Annotated in this window: 16 protein-coding genes and 1 riboswitch; of the genes, 10 read left to right on the top strand and 6 right to left on the bottom strand. The window is 67.2% G+C overall.

Annotated features, from left to right (window positions below):
• Positions 1-210: 210 nt before the first annotated feature.
• The 4 genes from IPG63_13830 (at position 211) to IPG63_13815 (ending at position 4917) form a co-directional block, all read left to right on the top strand.
• Positions 211-687, top strand: coding sequence for a hypothetical protein (locus IPG63_13830; GenBank protein MBK6728316.1), 477 nt, complete (start codon positions 211-213; stop codon positions 685-687).
• 53 nt (positions 688-740) lie between these two features.
• Positions 741-819, top strand: a riboswitch (S-adenosyl-L-homocysteine riboswitch).
• Positions 820-837: 18 nt separating this feature from the next.
• Positions 838-2265: an adenosylhomocysteinase gene (locus IPG63_13825; protein ID MBK6728315.1), complete on the top strand. Its 1428-nt coding sequence runs from the start codon at positions 838-840 to the stop codon at positions 2263-2265.
• A gap of 104 nt (positions 2266-2369) precedes the next feature.
• Positions 2370-3059 carry a hypothetical protein gene (locus IPG63_13820; protein ID MBK6728314.1) on the top strand — a complete coding sequence of 230 codons (690 nt, stop codon included), beginning with the start codon at positions 2370-2372 and terminating at the stop codon, positions 3057-3059.
• Between the two features lie 121 nt (positions 3060-3180).
• Positions 3181-4917: a hypothetical protein gene (locus IPG63_13815; protein MBK6728313.1), complete on the top strand. Its 1737-nt coding sequence runs from the start codon at positions 3181-3183 to the stop codon at positions 4915-4917.
• Here the strand turns inward: IPG63_13815 and IPG63_13810 are convergent.
• Entirely contained in the window at positions 4879-5748 is an 870-nt protein-coding gene (locus IPG63_13810) for a GGDEF domain-containing protein (GenBank protein ID MBK6728312.1), read from the bottom strand. The genes IPG63_13815 and IPG63_13810 overlap by 39 nt on opposite strands.
• 193 nt (positions 5749-5941) lie before the next feature.
• Between IPG63_13810 and metF the strand changes: the two genes are divergently transcribed.
• From metF to IPG63_13790, 4 genes are all read left to right on the top strand, one after another.
• Positions 5942-6766 carry a methylenetetrahydrofolate reductase [NAD(P)H] gene (gene metF / locus IPG63_13805; GenBank protein MBK6728311.1) on the top strand — a complete coding sequence of 275 codons (825 nt, stop codon included), beginning with the start codon at positions 5942-5944 and terminating at the stop codon, positions 6764-6766.
• An 8-nt stretch (positions 6767-6774) separates the two neighbouring features.
• Positions 6775-7680 carry an EamA family transporter gene (locus IPG63_13800; protein ID MBK6728310.1) on the top strand — a complete coding sequence of 302 codons (906 nt, stop codon included), beginning with the start codon at positions 6775-6777 and terminating at the stop codon, positions 7678-7680.
• A gap of 173 nt (positions 7681-7853) precedes the next feature.
• On the top strand, positions 7854-8117 hold the full coding sequence (locus tag IPG63_13795) for an AbrB/MazE/SpoVT family DNA-binding domain-containing protein (protein ID MBK6728309.1): 264 nt from the start codon (positions 7854-7856) through the stop codon (positions 8115-8117).
• Positions 8104-8493 carry a type II toxin-antitoxin system VapC family toxin gene (locus IPG63_13790; protein ID MBK6728308.1) on the top strand — a complete coding sequence of 130 codons (390 nt, stop codon included), beginning with the start codon at positions 8104-8106 and terminating at the stop codon, positions 8491-8493. The genes IPG63_13795 and IPG63_13790 overlap by 14 nt, the downstream gene beginning before the upstream one ends.
• A gap of 79 nt (positions 8494-8572) precedes the next feature.
• Here the strand turns inward: IPG63_13790 and IPG63_13785 are convergent, their stop codons facing one another.
• The 4 genes from IPG63_13785 to IPG63_13770 all read right to left on the bottom strand — a co-directional run bounded on the left by IPG63_13785 (position 8573) and on the right by IPG63_13770 (position 14903).
• Complete coding sequence (locus IPG63_13785; GenBank protein MBK6728307.1) at positions 8573-9085, bottom strand: hypothetical protein; 513 nt, start codon at positions 9083-9085, stop codon at positions 8573-8575.
• Positions 9086-9304: 219 nt separating this feature from the next.
• Positions 9305-10165 carry a peptide chain release factor N(5)-glutamine methyltransferase gene (prmC, locus tag IPG63_13780; protein ID MBK6728306.1) on the bottom strand — a complete coding sequence of 287 codons (861 nt, stop codon included), beginning with the start codon at positions 10163-10165 and terminating at the stop codon, positions 9305-9307.
• Positions 10162-14304 (bottom strand): hypothetical protein, encoded by a 4143-nt coding sequence (locus IPG63_13775; protein MBK6728305.1) that lies wholly within the window; start codon positions 14302-14304, stop codon positions 10162-10164. The genes prmC and IPG63_13775 overlap by 4 nt, the downstream gene beginning before the upstream one ends.
• Positions 14305-14360: 56 nt before the next feature.
• The gene (locus IPG63_13770) at positions 14361-14903 is read right to left on the bottom strand and encodes a hypothetical protein (GenBank protein MBK6728304.1); all 543 of its coding nucleotides are present in this window, start codon (positions 14901-14903) and stop codon (positions 14361-14363) included.
• Between the two features lie 72 nt (positions 14904-14975).
• Between IPG63_13770 and IPG63_13765 the strand changes: the two genes are divergently transcribed.
• Positions 14976-15845, top strand: coding sequence for an alpha/beta hydrolase (locus IPG63_13765; GenBank protein MBK6728303.1), 870 nt, complete (start codon positions 14976-14978; stop codon positions 15843-15845).
• Here IPG63_13765 and IPG63_13760 read toward each other — a convergent pair.
• Positions 15840-16082, bottom strand: coding sequence for a glutaredoxin family protein (locus IPG63_13760; protein MBK6728302.1), 243 nt, complete (start codon positions 16080-16082; stop codon positions 15840-15842). The two genes, IPG63_13765 and IPG63_13760, sit on opposite strands and share 6 nt — an antisense overlap.
• Positions 16083-16184: 102 nt before the next feature.
• On the opposite strand from IPG63_13760, the gene IPG63_13755 reads away from it, so the two are divergent.
• Positions 16185-17570 carry an L-serine ammonia-lyase gene (locus IPG63_13755; GenBank protein ID MBK6728301.1) on the top strand — a complete coding sequence of 462 codons (1386 nt, stop codon included), beginning with the start codon at positions 16185-16187 and terminating at the stop codon, positions 17568-17570.
• The last annotated feature ends 17 nt before the right edge of the window (positions 17571-17587 follow it).

Genomic DNA, 17587 nt, shown 5'->3' with positions numbered 1-17587 from the left:
GGCCCATGCCTCCGGGGTTCGCCGTCCAGGGATCGCAGCGGCCCGACGCCCTCGGGACCGTGAGAGGATCGCACGATTCTAGATCCGACAAACACCCGACAGATGGGACAGGTTGCCAAAGACTGATTCGGCGGGTCCAGCTGATCCGCCCGCCGCCCCGGGGGGGTCTCATGCAACATCAGCGTCGCATCGCGGCGATACGATGGGGCCATGGCATCTGCACAACGACCGGTCTTCATCCGCAATCGTCTGCCCGTTTTCGGTTGGTTCTTTGCCACCTGCTTCGACGCCATGCTGCTGGCTTTCCTGTGGATCATCGTGCGCGATGGCTGGCCCGCTCATGTGCCGTTCTTGGTGCAATGGGCAGCCGTGCCGGTGCTCGTCTGCGCGGCGCTGGGTCTGTCGATCTGGCTGTTCGGGATGCCCATTACCGAAGCCCGCATCGGCCGCGACCGCGTTTTGCGGCTGAAACGCCGCTGGCTGCTGAGCTCAAGCGAAGAGAGGATCCACCCGGAGCAGGCAAGCTCGGTGCAGGCGTTCGAGGAAACCGACAGCGATGGCGACCCGTATTTTCGATGCCGGCTGTGGTTCAAGGACGGCCGCCATGCCGATCTCAACGAAGGCCGGGACCGTGAGCGCGTGGCCGCCGATGTCGTCCGGGTTCGCGACGCGCTCGGCCTCGACTGAATTGCCGGTTCACGCTTCGCCGATGATTCGCCGCTAGAATCCGCGCCGCACTTCCCGTCGAGGGGCGCTGCAAGCCCGGCCAGGTCCGGGAACAGGCTCGACGGATGACCTATCGAACCGCGCCCGCTCATCCAACGGAGTCCAAACCCGATGAACGCAGTCGTTCAATCCCTGCCCTTTTCCGATTTCAAGGTCCGCGACATGGGCCTGGCCGAATGGGGCCGCAAGGAAATCGACATCGCCGAGCACGAGATGCCGGGGCTGATGTCGATCCGCAAGAAATACGCTGCCAGCAAGCCGCTCAAGGGCGTACGCGTGACCGGCTCGCTGCACATGACCATCCAGACCGCGGTGCTGATCGAGACCCTGGTCGACCTCGGCGCTACCGTGCGCTGGGCCAGCTGCAACATCTTCTCGATCCAGGACCACGCCGCTGCGGCGATTGCGGCGGCGAAGGTGCCGGTGTTCGCGTGGAAGGGCGAGACGCTGGAAGAATATTGGGACTGCACGATGGATGCGGTCACTCATGCCGGCATAACCGGCCCGGAGCTGGTCGTCGACGATGGCGGTGACGTCACCCTGCTGATCCACAAGGGTTATGAACTCGAACAGGGTTCGGACTGGGTCAACACGGCGAGTGGCTCGCACGAAGAGCAGATCATCAAGAACCTGCTCAAGCGTGTCGCCAAGGAACGCCCGGGTTTCTGGACCAAGGTCGTGAAGGCCTGGAAGGGTGTCTCCGAAGAGACCACCACCGGCGTGCATCGCCTCTACCAGATGCTCGAACAGGGCAAGCTGCTGGTGCCGGCAATCAATGTCAACGACTCGGTCACCAAGTCCAAGTTCGACAATCTGTACGGTTGCCGCGAATCGCTGGCCGATGGCCTGAAGCGCGCGATGGACGTGATGCTCGCCGGCAAGGTCGCGGTCGTCTGCGGCTACGGTGATGTCGGCAAGGGGTCGGCACACAGCTTGCGCGCCTACGGTGCCCGCGTCGTGGTCACCGAGATCGACCCGATCAACGCGCTGCAGGCGTCCATGGAAGGCTTCGAGGTCAACACCGTCGAATCGACCCTCGGCCGCGGCGACATCTACGTCACCACCACCGGCAACAAGGACGTGCTGACGCTCGAGCACATGCAGGCGATGAAGGACCAGGCGATCGTCTGCAACATCGGTCACTTCGACAACGAGATCCAGGTCGACAAGCTCAACGACTCGGGCGCGGTCAAGACCAACATCAAGCCGCAGGTCGACAAGTACACGTTTGCGAACGGCAATTCGATCTTCCTGCTCGCCGAAGGCCGTCTCGTGAACCTCGGTTGCGCCACCGGCCATCCGAGCTTCGTGATGTCGAACAGCTTCAGCAACCAGACGCTGGCGCAGATCGACCTGTGGGCGAACAAGGACAAGTACGAGGCCAAGGTCTACATCCTGCCCAAGAAGCTCGACGAAGAAGTCGCCCGCCTGCACCTGGAGAAGATCGGCGTCAAGCTGACCGTCCTCACCGACGACCAGGCCGCCTACCTCGGCGTCGACAAGATGGGCCCGTACAAGCCCGAGCACTACCGCTACTGATCGACCGCTGCATCGCGACCCAAGAACGCCGCGCCGCAAGCCGCGGCGTTTTTGTTTGTGCCGGCGCTGGGTTATCGTCGGCGCCGCATCACCGGGGAGATGCGATGGCTTCGCCGCAGGCTTTCAACGAACTGGCTCGTGCCATGCACCATGCGCGCTTCGGCGAAGCGTTGGCACTGATCGACGCGCTGCTGGCGCAGATGCCGGAGTCGTCGAGCCTGCGCCGGCAGCGGTTGCAATGCGAGGCGGCGCTTGCCCGCGGCGCCGAGGCCGAGCGGGAAGCGCAGGCGCTGGCGGTCGCGATCGAGGCGCCCGAACTGATCCGCGTGGACGCCGCGCTGTTCAATGTCGAGCAGCAGATGCATTGCAAGGCCGCGGCCGCCGAACTGGGGGCGCTCGGCCTGCTGCCGCTGGTCGATGCCGCATCCCCGGCATTCTCCAAGTTGAGCCAGGCGCCAGTGCTGATCCGCTTCTACGGCGACGACTCCGGCGACGCCGTGGTCGTGTGCTTCGCCGCAGTCCTGCGACAGCTACCGGCACGCCTGCTCGCCTGCGTATCCGCGTTTGACGACGGATCCTTCGTGTTGACGCATCGCGACGGCGAACTGGCGATTGCATCGACCGATCAGGTCGCGATCTGCACGCTGCCGCAGCACGCCAGCCTCGCCGAACTGGTGACTCGACACGCCGGCCAGCGCGCGATCCGCCTGCGCGCCAAGCCCGGTCTGGGTTTGCTGGCGCTGCGCACCCTGTCCGACTGCGACCGGGTCTGGCGCATGGTCGCCGGCTCCTGAGCCGCGGTCATCCGCCGGATGACCGTCCGGGCAAGAAGTCCTGCCGTCGGTCAGATACGACCCGTCGGACCGGCGTCAACTTCGGTTACGTTTGCCCCTTGGTCACAATCCGACTCAGCAGATGCGCCTTCCCGTCGAGTTCGCCCGCTTTGTTTCCGCCTTCAAGCAGGGTCGGCATCTCGATGCGCTGACCAGCATCGACGCCTTGATCGGCGCCCACCCGAAGGCGGCCGCCCTGCACTGGCATCGCGCCAACTGCCTGGAGGCGCTCGAGCGCTACACCGAAATGGCGCCGGAGCTCGACCGCCTGCTGGCACTGCAGCCCGACTACGTCCCAGCCATCGTCAAGCGCGTGCGCTTTGCCGACATCGGCTGCGACGAGTTCGATGCCTGCGCCGAGGACCTGCCGAGCAGCGAAAGGGCGCGACGAGACCGTGACCACGCCGCACGCGCCGCGGCGCACTCCAGGCGCAACGAGGCGGACCTGCGGCGCGCGCTGCAGATCGATCCGAACCACGTCGAGGCGCTGCACCTGCTGTCCAACGTGCTGCGCTACCGCGAACCCGGACGCAGCGAGCATGCCGAGGCCGACGCGCTGTTGGCACGCGCGATCGAGATCGCACCGATGCGCGTCGAACTGCTCGATGCCCGCGCCACGCTGTTGCGCAGTTCGGCGCTGCGGCGCGACGACGGCCCCGACGATTCCGACACGGTCAAGACCTTCAGCGGCATGCGCTTCTCGCGCAGCAAGCTCGAAGCCGCGCTCGACGACTACGACACCTGCTACGCGCTCAGCGGCGAGTATGTCTATGCGCTGCGCATGGGCACACTGCTCCACGATCTCGGCCGCTATGCCGAGGCGCTGCAGCACTACGACATGGCGCTGGACAAGCTCGAGCCCGAGGACGCCAAGCGTGAGCTGATCCTGGACATGCGCGCGCGCTCCGAGAACAACGGCGCCGGCGAACGCGAGCAGATGGCGAAGCTGATCGAGTCGGCCGTGGTCGGTGACGGCCGTGACCGCTCGCTCGGAGACGACGTCGCGGCGCAGGCGCTGTTCGGGGCGGCCAACGCCATCCGTGCTGGGCGCGCCGTGGGCGAAGCGCTGGACGCACGCATGAGCGAGGACCCCGACACCCTGCTCGCGACCAGCATCGCCCAGCAGATCCTCAACGTCGCGCATGAGCCGCCGCCGCAACTGGAGGCGGTGGCCGCCGCCGACTATCCGGCCTACCAGCGCCGCTTCGTTGACCACGTCGCGGGCGAAGCCGGTGCCCTCGGCTTGCGCCCAATCGGCGACGCCGAAGCCAAGGGCCTGTTCCCGATCCTCGGCCAACGCGTGTTGCTGCGCTTCTTCGCCGATGACAGTGGCGAAATCGGCATCGCCAGCTTTGCGCTCAAGCCGAAGTGGCCGGGCATTCTCGGATTCCTGTGGCTGCTGCTGACCGGCAAGTGGAGAGTCGCCACCATGGTCGAGTGCGTTTCCCAGTTCGACGACGGCACGCACCTGTCGACGCAGTACGAGAACCCTTCCCCGTTCGAGTACGGCGACCGCATCGATATCGAGCGGCTGCCACGCAAGACACCGATCCGTGACCTGCTTGCCCGGCACATCGCCCGCGTCGCCCGCTTCAAGCTGCAGCACCCGACCAACGTTGCCATGGTCGCCGACGACCTCGACGGCATGGAGCTGCGCTGGCGCGAAGGCCAGCGCGTGAAGTGCGACTACCGCACCTCGATCGGCTACGTCACCGAGTCCGAACTGAAGCGCCTGCTCGGTGCCCAGCATGAGCGCTTCGGCGACAAGGTGCGCACCCAGCTAGCGATGCTGGCCGAGGATCTCGCCGACCAGGACTGAAGGCGCGAGCGAGGCGCGACACACGCGATCACGCCCGCCGCCCTTGGCCCGATACAGGGCGCCGTCCACTTCGCTGAGGAAATGATCGGCATTGCCGTGGCGGCTGGCGCTGAATGCGCCGACGCCGATGCTGACGCGCACGCGCAGATCAGCCAGTTCCGGCACCACCGCGACCGCGCCAAGGCCGATGCGGAAGGCGTCGGCACGCGCGGCCGCCTGCGCTTCGTACTGGCGGCGCAGTTCCTCGTCGAAATCGAGGCGACTGTGAAAATCGCGGTGGCTGCGCACCAGCGAGCTGATCACGTAGAGCAGGTACACACTGAGACTGAAGGCGACCGCGCGGTCCTGCCCCGGCATCCAGGTGTACATGGTGCTTGGCAGGTAGATCGCGGTAATCGCCAGCAACGACGGCCAGAAGCGCATGCAGTAGGTATTGGCGATCGCGGTTGCGAAGCCGGCAGCGCCGATGATCAGGGCGATGCGTGCATCGACCAGCACCGGATCCATCAACGTCCACAACACGATGCCGCCCCAAGTCGCAGCCGAGACCTGAATGATGATCCACTGCAGGTCAAGCCAGCGCACCATCGTCTCGGCCGTCCGCGCCTGCGGCGGGCGCAACACCACGCGCGCCACGGCCAATCCGACGAAGATCGCCGCGAGTACCGCCGAAGTCGCCGGATACGTGCGCACCACCGGCGTGAACAGGCACACAAGCACCCAGCCGAGCACGTAGAACGAGCCGCCGATGACCATGCGCCGACGCGTCTCGCCAACCTCTTGGGCGATGCGGCGCAGATCCGTACCCAGTGCTTCCAGGTCCCTATCCATCCACGCACTACCCACCCGCTGGGGGTTTCCCTTGACCGGCGGCAAGTTCCTCCAAGTGTCAGTGCCCGTCAACGCCGTGCACCTGCGCAGGCCGACCGTCGGTCGGGGACCAACGGGAACCTCCGCCGGCGCAGGCTTTCATCGCTTCATGCGGACAGAAAGATATACTCCGGCTTTCCCCACGGCCCCGCCCATGACCGCGATCAGCTTCGAGTTCTTCCCGCCCAAGACCGACGAACAGCGCGAACAGCTCGAACGCAGCGCGCAGAAGCTGAAACAGCGCGGCCCGGAATACGTTTCGGTGACCTTCGGCGCCGGCGGCTCGACGCTGTCCTACACGCCGGAAACGGTGCGCCACCTGCGCCAGGAGCACGGACTCGACGTCGCCCCGCACCTGTCCTGCGTCGGTGGCACCCGCGCCGAGATCGCGAACCTGCTGCAACTCTACCGCGCGCTCGGCTGCCGGCGGCTGGTGGCACTGCGCGGCGACATGCCCTCGGGCATGGCCGCGTTCGGCGACTTCCGCTACGCCAACGAGCTGGTGGCCTTCATCCGCGAGGAAACCGGCGACTGGTTCCAGATCGAGGTGGGCTGCTACCCGGAGACGCACCCGCAGGCGAGCGATGCCTTCGCCGACATCGCCAACCTCAGGCGCAAGTTCGAGGCCGGTGCCAACGGCGCGATCACCCAGTACTTCTTCAATGCCGACGCCTATTTTCGCTTCGTCGAGGACGCGCGCCGCGTCGGCATCACCCAACCGATCGTGCCGGGCATCATGCCGATCGGAAACTTCTCGCAGCTGAAGCGCTTTTCCGAGATGTGCGGCGCCGAGATTCCACGCTGGATCGCCAAGCGCATGCTCGCCCATGGCGACGACGCCGAATCGGTGCGCGCGTTCGGCATCGAGGTGGTGGCAAACCTTTGCCGGCAACTGATCGCCGGCGGTGCCGAGTCGCTGCACTTCTACACGCTCAATCGCGCCAAGACCACGCTCGCCGTGCTCGACGCGATCAGCTGAGCCACGCCATGCCCCTGTCCGATGCCGCGCGCGCCCAGTGGCAGATCCACCTGTGCGTGCTGCTCTGGGGCTTCACCGCGATCCTCGGCAAGCTGATCAGCCTGGCGGCATTGCCGCTGGTGTGGTGGCGCATGGCGCTGGTGGCCGCGATGCTGGCGCTGGCGCCGCGGGTGTGGCGCTCGCTGCGCGCTCTGGACGCGCGCCGCATCGCCGCGATCGCCGGCGTCGGCGTGGTGGTGGCGCTGCACTGGCTCACCTTCTACGCCTCGATCAAGCTGTCGAACGCTTCGGTGGCGGCCACCTGCATGGCGCTCGGCTCGGTGTTCACCGCGCTGATCGAACCGTTCGCAGCGCATCGGCGCTTCGCCTTCGGCGAGGTGTTGCTCGGCATCGCCGCGATCCCGGGCGTGGTGCTGGTGGTCGGCGGCGTGCCCTCGGGCATGTGGCTCGGCATCGCCGTGGGCGTGCTCTCGGCGCTGTTCGCGGCAACGTTTGGTTCGCTCAACAAGCGCTTCGTCGCCGACGCTGACCCGCTCGCCATCACCTTCATCGAGATGGCCGCCGGAGTGCTGCTGCTCAGCCTCGCGACACCGCTGCTCGGCGGCGCCATCCCGCTGTTCGACACGCCGCTGCTGGTCGCACCCGACGCCCGCGACTTCGCCTACCTGCTGCTGCTCGCCGTCGCCTGCACCCTGCTGCCGTTCGCACTGTCGCTGGTCGCGCTGCGCCACATGAGCGCCTTCAACCCCCAACTCGTGATCCACCTCCAACCCCTCTCCACGGACCTGCACGCGATCGTGCTGCTCAACGAACAACGCGAACTCACCCCGACGTTTTACCTCGGCGTCACCCTCCTCGTCGCCTGCGTGTTTGCGCCGATGGTGTTCAGGGCGAGGGCTGCTGCGGCGGCGTGACGGGCTCATCTCGTCGCAGCGGACCGACGAAAGCGGTGCGTAGCTTTCACACACTGCTCCGGGAGCCTCACCCCAAACGGCCCGCGGTGGACAGAGATCAGGGTCAGACGCCCGCATTGACGGGTCCGCCCGGCAAGCCTAGTCTTACCTTCGTCTTACCGATGGAGCGCCCCATGGAAACCACCAAGCTGTCCAGCAAGGGCCAGGTGATCATCCCCAAGGCCTTTCGCAACACGCACCGCTGGGAACCAGGCCTCGAACTCATGGTGATCGACACCGGGGATGGGCTTCTGCTGAAGCCCAAGGCCCCGTTCGCCCCCTCGGAGCTTGCGTCGGTCCAGGGCATGTTCAAGGGCAAGGTCGCTGCCCGAACCGACGACGAGATCAAGGCCGCACTGGCCAAGGACCTGCGGAGGAAGTGGCGTGATCGCGGTTGATACCAACGTGCTGGTGCGACTGCTGGTGAGCGACAACCCGGCACAGGGCAAGGCCAGCCACAGGCTGTTTGCCAACGAGGACATCTTCATCCCGGACACGGTGCTGCTCGAAACCGAGTGGGTCTTGCGCGCCGCCTTCGACCGGACCCCCGCCGACATCTGCACCGCGTTTCGACGACTTTGCGGCTTGCACAACGTGACCGTCAGCGATGGGCCCCTCGTAGCGCAAGTGATCGACTGGCACGAAGCCGGCCTCGACTTCGCCGATGCATTCCATCTCGCGCTCAGCAAAGATCAAGACACGCTCAAGACCTTCGACGCCGATTTCATCAAGAACGCCAAGAAGCACACGGACCGGCGCGTGGAGCGCCCCTGACGCCGCCGCGCGACGGTGTGTGGATGATACGCGCAGCTTCCTCGGCGGTCGTCAGAGTGAATAATCGGGCTGCACCCCGTCACCCTAAGGCTCCAGCCCTCATGGCTTTGGTTGTACCCAACTTGAATCGGCGTACGCCTGCCTCACGAATTGCGACAGCCTTGGAGAGTGCCGAATCGTAGCGCTCCTGAGTCATGGTGTTTTCGGTTGCGATGTAGACGCTTCGATTGACAGGTTTTTCCCCTACAACTGGGAACGTGACCTGGAAGTAGTACTGGATAAAGTTCCTTCGCGGCCGGCTCCTCTCGATCGGCCCGGATACACCAACGGGAAGATCACTGGATTTGTTCTGGTTCGACGCGACTCTTAGGCCGGTTGGCGCCGGCAACTTCATCATCCGCTTTCTCAGCTCTTCGGTGGCCAGATGCAGAGCCTTCTCAGATCCGGAGCCGTCATTCGAGTGGTCTGCGAAGAACTGCCATCGTCCAAAGCGAAGCTGCCATCCGTGCGTGTGCTTGTGGTCGATTCGCTGGATGTTGGTAGGCACACTGAATGTGTGCCCGAATGCCGTGGTGCAATCGCGCAACTTCATATTGCCTCCGTGAGCAGAGCATCCAGACGCGCCAAACGCTAATCCTCCGACTGCGGGGTCGGGCAATGGGACGAGTCTGGGCCGGCTGGACCGGCGTGGTCAAGGATTCTGGAGGGCGGTCGGCGTGACGTGTGGGATCACGGGGCTGCGGGGCCGGGATCGGGCGGCATCGCGCGCGAGGCGATAGTGGCTGGGAGCAGCGGCGTCGGTGCGTGGGGGTCAGCCCTGCCAGCGTCCGAGCGTGACGCGGTCGCGGTCTTCCATGTCGGGGATGGTTTCGATGTTGGCGTAGGCGTCGCGGCTCAGGATCTGGCGGACGGCGGGGCCTTGGTCGTGGCCGTGTTCGAGCAGCAGCCAGCCGCCTGCTTGCAGATGCGCGCGGGCGTCGGCGCTGATGCGGCGGATCGCGGCCAGGCCGTCGCCTTCGGGCGTCAGCGCCATGCGCGGTTCGTAGCGCAGGTCGCCTTGCAGCAGATGTGGATCGTCGCCGGCGACGTAGGGCGGGTTTGCGGCGATCAGGTCGAAGCGCAGGTCCGGCGGCAGCGCGCGTTCGGGCGCTTCCGGCAACGCGCGAAACCAGTCGCCGAGCGCGCAGCGGACATTGCCGAGACCGAGCCGCTGCGCATTTTCCTGCGCGACCGCGAGTGCTGCGGCGCTGGCATCGACAGCATGCACCCGTGCGCGCGGCCGCGCCTTCGCCAGCGCCAGCGCGATCGCGCCGCTGCCGGTACCAAGATCAAGCAGGAGCAAGTCGCGATCGTTCGGCAATCGCGCTAGCGCCTGCTCGACCAGCACTTCGGTCTCGGCGCGCGGCACCAGCACGGCCGAGGTGATCTTCAGCGGCAGGAACCAGAACTCGCGCACGCCGGTGATGTAGGCGATCGGCTCGCCGCGCGCACGCCGCGCCAGCAGTGCGTCGGCACTCGCGACAATGTCGTCTGCCAGCGCGTCGCGCAGGCGCGCATACAGCGCCGCGCGACTGATGCCGAGCAGGTGCGTCAGCAACAGCTCGGCATCGAGTCGCGCCGACTCGTGGTTCAGCCTTGCCGCTGCCGCACGCAGCCAGGCATCGATGGTCATTCCGCAGCGGGCTCGGCGGGCGCGGCCGGTTCCAGCGGCGGTGGCTCGACCGGCGCCGCGACTGCCTTCGGCTGCGCCCACTTCGCCCAGGCGCCGCCCGCGGTCCAGCTCTCGAATGCGAAGCGGCCGATGCGGATCAAGAACCACGCCATCCAGAACGCCCACGCCAGCATCAGCGCGCGATACACCCACATCGGCAGCACCCAGGCACTCGCCGCCGGCAGCGCGCCCTCGGTCTGGTCGGCGAACCAGCGCAGCTGCGTCGCACTCGAACCATGGCCGGTGACGTGCAGGTTCGGGTAGCCAAGCAGGCCGCCGTTCAGCGCCGCCAGCAGCACCCCGGCGCCGATCAGCGCCGCCACCGCCAGCGCCAGCTGGGTCAGGTTGAAGCGCCAGTTGCGGCCATCCTCGCTCCAGCGCGCGCGCCAGGCGAAGGCGCCGAGCACCGCGACGAACACCACCAGCGACCACCACGATACCGTCGAGAAGCCGATGCCGAGCAGGAACGCCTCGTGCAGCCGCAATGGCAGCACGCGCGCACGTGCGATCGCGAAGGCGACCAGCAACATCACGATCAGCTCGCCCCAATACAGCACCGCCGGGCCGATGCGCGGACCGTCGGTCAGCAGCAGCCAGCGATCCGCCGGCAACTGCATCGACAGCTCGATGTTCGAGGCATGCGTGCCGAGATCCAGCGCCGGCAGACGTGGATGCAAGCCGGGCTCGCCATTGATGCGAAGCCCGATCTCGACCGCATTCACCCCCGGTCGCAGCGGCAGCCGCAGCACGCCTTTCTCGGGGCGCAAGTTGAGCAGCTCGCCGCGCACCAGCACGCGCAGCACTTCGGCATCGGCCGGCAGCGTCAGCGCATGCTGACCGCCCTGGGTCGCGCGCAGCGACAGCGTCAGCGTGTGTTCGCTGGAGCGCTTGCTGATGCTGCTCGTCAGCGCCGCCTGGTCAATCGCAGCCACGCGCCCAACCACGGCTTCGGGGCGCGAGACATCGAGCCGCAAGGTTTCACCCGGCAACGGATGGAACTGCTGCAGCGTGGCATCGTCCTCGGGATGCACGCCGGGCACGCCCTCGGCACGCACGTTCCAGGTCGGGCTCGCGACCAGCTTCCAGATCTCGGCGCGTTGGCCGAGTTCGGGAGCCACCAGCTGCAGGGCATCGACCGCCTCCAGCCGCGACATCCAGCCGAGCGCGCCATCGTTCTCGGCGAAGCGTACCTGCACCGCACCATCGACGACCTCGAAGTCCTCGCTGGTCACGCGCTCGCCTGCGAGCAGCGGCACCGCGATCGAGAAGGCGGCGCCTTCGGGGGCGATGCGTTGCACCGTGGTCGCGACTTCCCAGTCGAGGTCGAAGCGCAGCTCGCGGGTGACGACGACGTAGGGATCGAAGCGCTGCGCCACGCCTGCGGTCGGCGCATCGGTACCGGTCGAGAGCCGCGTCAGTTCCAGCGTCGCATTCGGCAGCCGACCCTGTTCGATGCCGGCCGCTTCCCATCCGTCGCCGCGGAAACGCACCAGCGCCGGCGGCATCGGAAAGGCGAGCGAGATCTGATCGGCCGCGGCCGCCGCGAAGCCGAGCGTGGCCCGGTGCACGCCACGCGGCACGTCGATCCAGACCCGGGCCTCGTCATCGCGATATAGCGCGGTCACCGCCTCGGCATCGAGCTGCACGCCATCGAGCGCGAGCAGCTGCGCGTTGCCAGGCAGCGGCAAGCCGATGCGCTCGGCCGCGTGCAGGGTCAGCGCGACCTCGATGCGATTGCCCGCCGCGACCACTTCGGCATTCGCCACCGAGCCGCAGCCGGGCATGCAGTCCGGCGCCTTGAGCAAGCGCTCGCGCAGTTCCTTGATCAGCTCGGCGTCGGGCAGATCCTGCGCCTGCACCGCACCGCCGAGCCCGAGCAAGGCGAGCGCGAGCGCCGCCGCCGACGCGCGTCGCAGCGGCAGCTTCGGCGTCCAGCCGAAACCGGCCCGCGCCAGTTGCAGCGCGATCAGCACGAACAGCGTCGCGATCGCGAATCGCGCCAATCGCGTCAGCCACGGCGGCGACAGCCACAACTTGACTTCCTGGGTCGGCAGCACCGGCCCGGCCAGTTCGATCGAATAGCTGCGCCAGTTCCACGACGGCTCGCCGCCGCCGGCCTGGATCATGGTGTTGCTGGCATAGCGCTTGAGCTTGCGCGGTGCATACGATTCCTTGGACAGGCGGGAGCCGGTCACCTGAATCGACTCCAGCATCTGCTTCTGCTCCATTGGCGCCGGCGCGGATGCCGGCGCTGGCATGTCCGCCGAGGCGGCGCGGTCGTACATCACCTCTTCCTGGACCTGCGGCGCGACATTCATGTTCATGCCCGCCGCCATCGTGTTGCGACCGTAGTAATCGGAATACGAGGTGCGCCCATATTCGGCTTCGAGCTGCGGGTGCAGGCCGAGCCGCAACTGCGTCGCGACGAAGGGCACGGCCGCCAGCAATGGCAGGATGAGCACGACCTGCGCCACGCGCTGCGACCAGCGCGGCAGCTTCTCGCGCCAGCGCGGAGACAGCAGCATGGCCGCGACCACGGCCAGCATCAGCGACCACTGCGGCATGTCCGGCTCGTGCCAGGCGAGCAGCACGAACGCCGCCGGCACCAGGGCCGCAACCTTGCCGAAACCGACCACGAACAGGAACACGATCAGGGCCGCGACGAACACGTCCATCAGGTTCCAGCGATCAAGCCACGCCGCCGGCGCGCGATCGGCACCGGTGGCGGCGACCAGCTCGAACCCGGGCGGCACGCTGAGCGTGGTCTGCACCGACTCGAACGCCTGCTGCCAGCCGGTCGCCGGCAGCACATTGCCCTTCGGCTCCAGACGCGCGGTGGCGCTCAGATTCAGATCGCGCGAACGCAGCTCGACGCCGCTGAAGCCCGGATGGCGGCCCTCGGTGATCAGCACCGGTTCGCCGTTTTCGGAGGCGCGCATGGCCTTGAACGGCGGCGCGAAATCCAGGCGCCAGTCGCGCAGCATGCGCCCGCTGACCTGGTCGCGCGCGGTGTAGCCATCACCGTCGTGGTCGAGCCACAGCGTGCGGTTCAGGTGCAGGCGATTCTGGTCCTGCTGCGACAACCCGCGCGAGCGCTCGGCGATGCTCAGGCGCTGGCCCGGATCGAGCGCGAACGCCGGCAAGTCGCGCCAGTCCTGCGGCACTTCGGCCAGCGCCGGGTCGATCTGCGGCGCGCCTTCGGCTTCGGTGACGCGCAACTGCGTCTGCGCGCGATAGCTCCAGATCTCGGCTTCCGGCCACGGCGCCGGCAAGGTGCGGGTCTGCACCGCGACCAGCGGTGCCTCGGCGCGCGCCACCAGCGTCAACCAGTGTTCACCGGAACGCACCTGCAAGGTCAGCGTACCGTCGCCATCGAAGCGCGCATTCAGATCACCGGACAACGCCACCGGCACGAAGCCTGCGGGCAAGGCCTGCGCCAACTTCTCCTCGCGACCCTTGCCGGAAACGGTGATCTTGAAGCGCGTCTCCAGACGCGCCGGCACGCGGTCTTCGAGCAGGCGGAAGACATCGACCGCGAGGCTGTCGCGCTCGGCCACCGCGGCGCTGACGCGACCGAGCCACAGCGCATCGTCGTCGCGTTGCACGAAGGGCTGCGCCACTGCATCGAGGCTGAGCGCGATGCGCGCGATCAAAGCGGGCAATGCGATCGACTCCGGGCGCTCGGACCACACGAAACGACCTTCGATGCGGTACTTGCCCGGCGCCAGCCAGACCACCGGCACGCCGTCCTCGTTCGCGATCACGGCCAGGCTGCGGCCGTCGCTGCTGACGTCCTGCGGCCAGAAATCGATGTCGCCCGGCAGCGGCACCGCCGACCGCGCATGCACGGTCACCGGCAAGCTGAAGCTGGCGCCATCGTCGCGCGCCGCGAGCTGCAATTCGCCTGGCCACAGACAGGCATGCGCCGCGTCCTCGTCATCGATGCCGGCCAGGCGCGGACACGCCGCCGACTCGTGGCCCTTGAGCGCCCAGCCGACCCAGTCGCGCAGGGCCTCGGGCACCGGCGTATCCGGCACTGCCGCCAGCGCGGGAAGAGCCAGGCTTGCAAGCAGGACGGATCGGAACAGGATCGAACGCATCGTCGGTCTCCAGTGGGCAAGCAGGCGACTGCAACGCAGCAGCCGCAACGCCAGGGTTAACGCACCAGCAGCATCACCGCCTCGACCAACCCGGACACGATGAATCCGGTGAGCAGGAAGGCATAGGCATAACGCAGGTAAGGGTACTTGTAGTGGGCGAGGTAGTAGCCGAGGCTGTACAGGTCATCAGCCATGGCGCGATAGACGCTGCCGTCGCTGGCCATGGCGCGCGCGACCTCGTCGAGGAAGCGCTCGCGCGGCAGCTGCGCGAAGTGGCCGAAGAAGAGCAGATTGAACCCTGGGGGCAACGGACCGTCGCCGACCTTCAGCGCCTTGAACTTCGGCAGCACCGCCAGGATGGCGAGGATCAGCGCGACCATGGTGAAGGCGCCGAGCACGATCGCGCTCAGTCCGTGCAGCTCGTCGCGCGTGCGCCCCAACGCGATGGTCAGTACCACCGAGGAAACCGTGATGATGATGTTGGCCTTGGTGTCGGCCATCACGCTCATCTGCACGTGGTGCTGCTGCGCGGTGCGCAGGATCACGTCGCCGGTATTGCGCTCGGGCACCACGGAGAACTGCTGGGCGCTTGGGTCCATGATGGCGTTCCGATCCTCGTGCGACTGGCGCTTCGCTAGCATAGCCGCGGAAAAGCGTCCTCCGGAACCCGAATGTCCCTGCCCCGCCCGATCCTGTTCCTGTTGCTCCTGCTCGGCGGCTGCCACCGCACCTACTTCGGCACCATCAACCTTGGCGCCGACGCGCCGCTGGTCGTGTCGCGCTCGCACAGTTATGACCCGCAGCATCGGCTTGAGCTCGATGTCTACCGAGCCAGCGATGCTCCGGCCAACGCGCCACTGATCCTGTTCTTCTACGGCGGCACCTGGCGCTACGGCCAGCGCGAGTGGTACCGCTTCGTCGGCGAGTCGCTGGCCGACCACGGTTTCGTCGTGGTGATCCCCGACTATCGCACCGCACCGGACGTGACCTTCCCGGCTTTCGTCGAGGACGCCGCGCGCGCCGCGGCGTGGACGCGAGGCAACGCCGCCCGCCTCGGCGCCGACCCGCAGCGGATGTTCCTGATGGGCCACTCGGCCGGCGCGCACATTGCCGCGCTGCTCGCCACCGATGCGCGCTGGCTCGCCGCAGTCGACATGAAGCCGCGCGACTTCCGCGCCTTCATCGGCGTTGCCGGCCCCTACGACTTCCTGCCGATCTGGAATCCGCGCATGAAGGAAGTGTTCCCTGACGACGGTCATCTGACCGATACCCAGCCGATCCATTTCGTCGATGGCGACGAGCCGCCGATGCTGCTGCTGCGCGGCGACCAGGACATCGTCGTGCTGCCGCGCCACAACGAGCAGATGGCAGCGCTCGCCGCCGCCGCCGATGTGGCGGTCGAGGTGAAAACCTACCGCGGCGTCGGCCACTCGCAGATCGTCACCGCGCTGGCACGCGACCGCTCCGACCTCGCTCCGACCCTGCGCGATGTCGTCGACTACGTGCAGCGCATGAGCGCCGCAACGAAGCCCGACTCATAGACCGATGTGGTCGTCGGCCAGAAAACGACGCGCCTTCTGCGCGTCGAACGGCCAGCGAAGTTCTTCGCCGTCCGCGCGCAGTAGCACCGGCACGTGCCAGCCGTAGCGGGTTTCGAGCGCGTCGTCGTCGTCGACGTAGCGGGTGTCGCTCGGCGCCGCGCCGAGTTCCTCGCAGATCGCCTGCGCCATGTCGCACAGCGAACAGCGCTCGCGGCGGATGAAATCGAATGCGTGCATGGGTTTCTTCGTGGGCCGCGCTGACGACGATCGCGCGGCACGAAAGATATCGCGCCGCGCGCGGCGCTCCTACAATGGCGGCCCCTCGCACCGAGTCGCACCATGGGCGTCAGCGTCTTCGACCTGTTCAAGATCGGCATCGGACCGTCCAGCTCGCACACGGTCGGGCCGATGCGCGCGGCCGCACGCTTCGTCTCGCGCTGGCTGGTCGAGCCGGCACAGCTCGAGCGCTGCGTGCGCGTGCGCGCGGAAGTGTTCGGCTCGCTGGCGCTGACCGGGCGCGGCCACGGCACCGACAAGGCGCTGCTGATGGGGCTCGAAGGCCATCTGCCCAACCGCATCGACCCCGACCTGATTCCGGCGGCGCTCGAACGCATCCGCAAGCACAAGCGCATCCGCTTGCATGGCAGCCACGAGATCGACTTCGACGAGAAGCGCGACCTGGTCATGAACAAACGCCAGAAGCTGCCGTTTCACACCAATGGCATGCGCTTCGCCGCATTCGACAGCGACGGCCGCGAGCTCGCGACGCGCGACTACTACTCGGTCGGCGGCGGCTTCGTGGTCAACCAGGACGAGGCGGCGGAGGACCGCATCGTCGCCGACGAGACCGAACTTCCGCATCCGTTCCATTCCGGCGCCGAGCTGCTGGCCGAGTGTCGGCACAGCGGCCTGTCCATCGCACAACTGATGCACGCGAACGAACAGGCATGGCGCGACGCCGCCGAGGTCGAAGCCGGCCTCGACGAGATCTGGGCGGCGATGCAGGCCTGCGTCGAACGCGGCATTCGCACCCGCATCACCACCTTGCCCGGCGGCCTGCACGTGTCTCGACGTGCGCCGTCGCTGCATGCCGAGCTGTCGTCGAAACCGGAAGCGGCGATGCGCGACCCGCTGACCGTGCTCGACTGGGTCAACCTGTATGCACTCGCGGTCAACGAGGAGAACGCCGCCGGCGGTCGCGTCGTCACCGCACCGACCAATGGCGCCGCCGGCATCATCCCGGCGGTGCTGCACTACTACGATCGCTTCTGCCCAGGCGCGAACCTGGCCGGCGTGCGCACCTTCCTGCTCACCGCCGCCGCAATCGGGATTCTGTACAAGGAAAACGCCTCGATCTCCGGCGCCGAAGTCGGCTGCCAGGGCGAGGTCGGCGTCGCCTGTTCGATGGCCGCAGCCGGGCTCACCGCCGCGCTCGGCGGCAGCAGCGGCCAGATCGAAAACGCCGCCGAAATCGGCATGGAGCACAACCTCGGCCTCACCTGCGACCCGATCGGGGGGCTGGTGCAGATCCCCTGCATCGAACGCAACGCGATGGGCGCAGTCAAGGCGATCAACGCCTCGCGCATGGCGCTGCGCGGCGACGGCCAACACAAAGTCAGCCTCGACAAAGTGATCAAGACCATGCGCGACACCGGCCGCGACATGCAGGACAAGTACAAGGAAACCAGCCGCGGCGGCCTCGCGGTCAACGTGATCGAGTGCTGAGGTGGCGGCTGCGAAAC

Source organism: Lysobacterales bacterium, assembly GCA_016703225.1.
Classification (GTDB): domain Bacteria; phylum Pseudomonadota; class Gammaproteobacteria; order Xanthomonadales; family Ahniellaceae; genus JADKHK01.
Note: the sequence above shows the minus strand (reverse complement) of the source record. Positions and strands in the feature narration are given on the sequence as shown.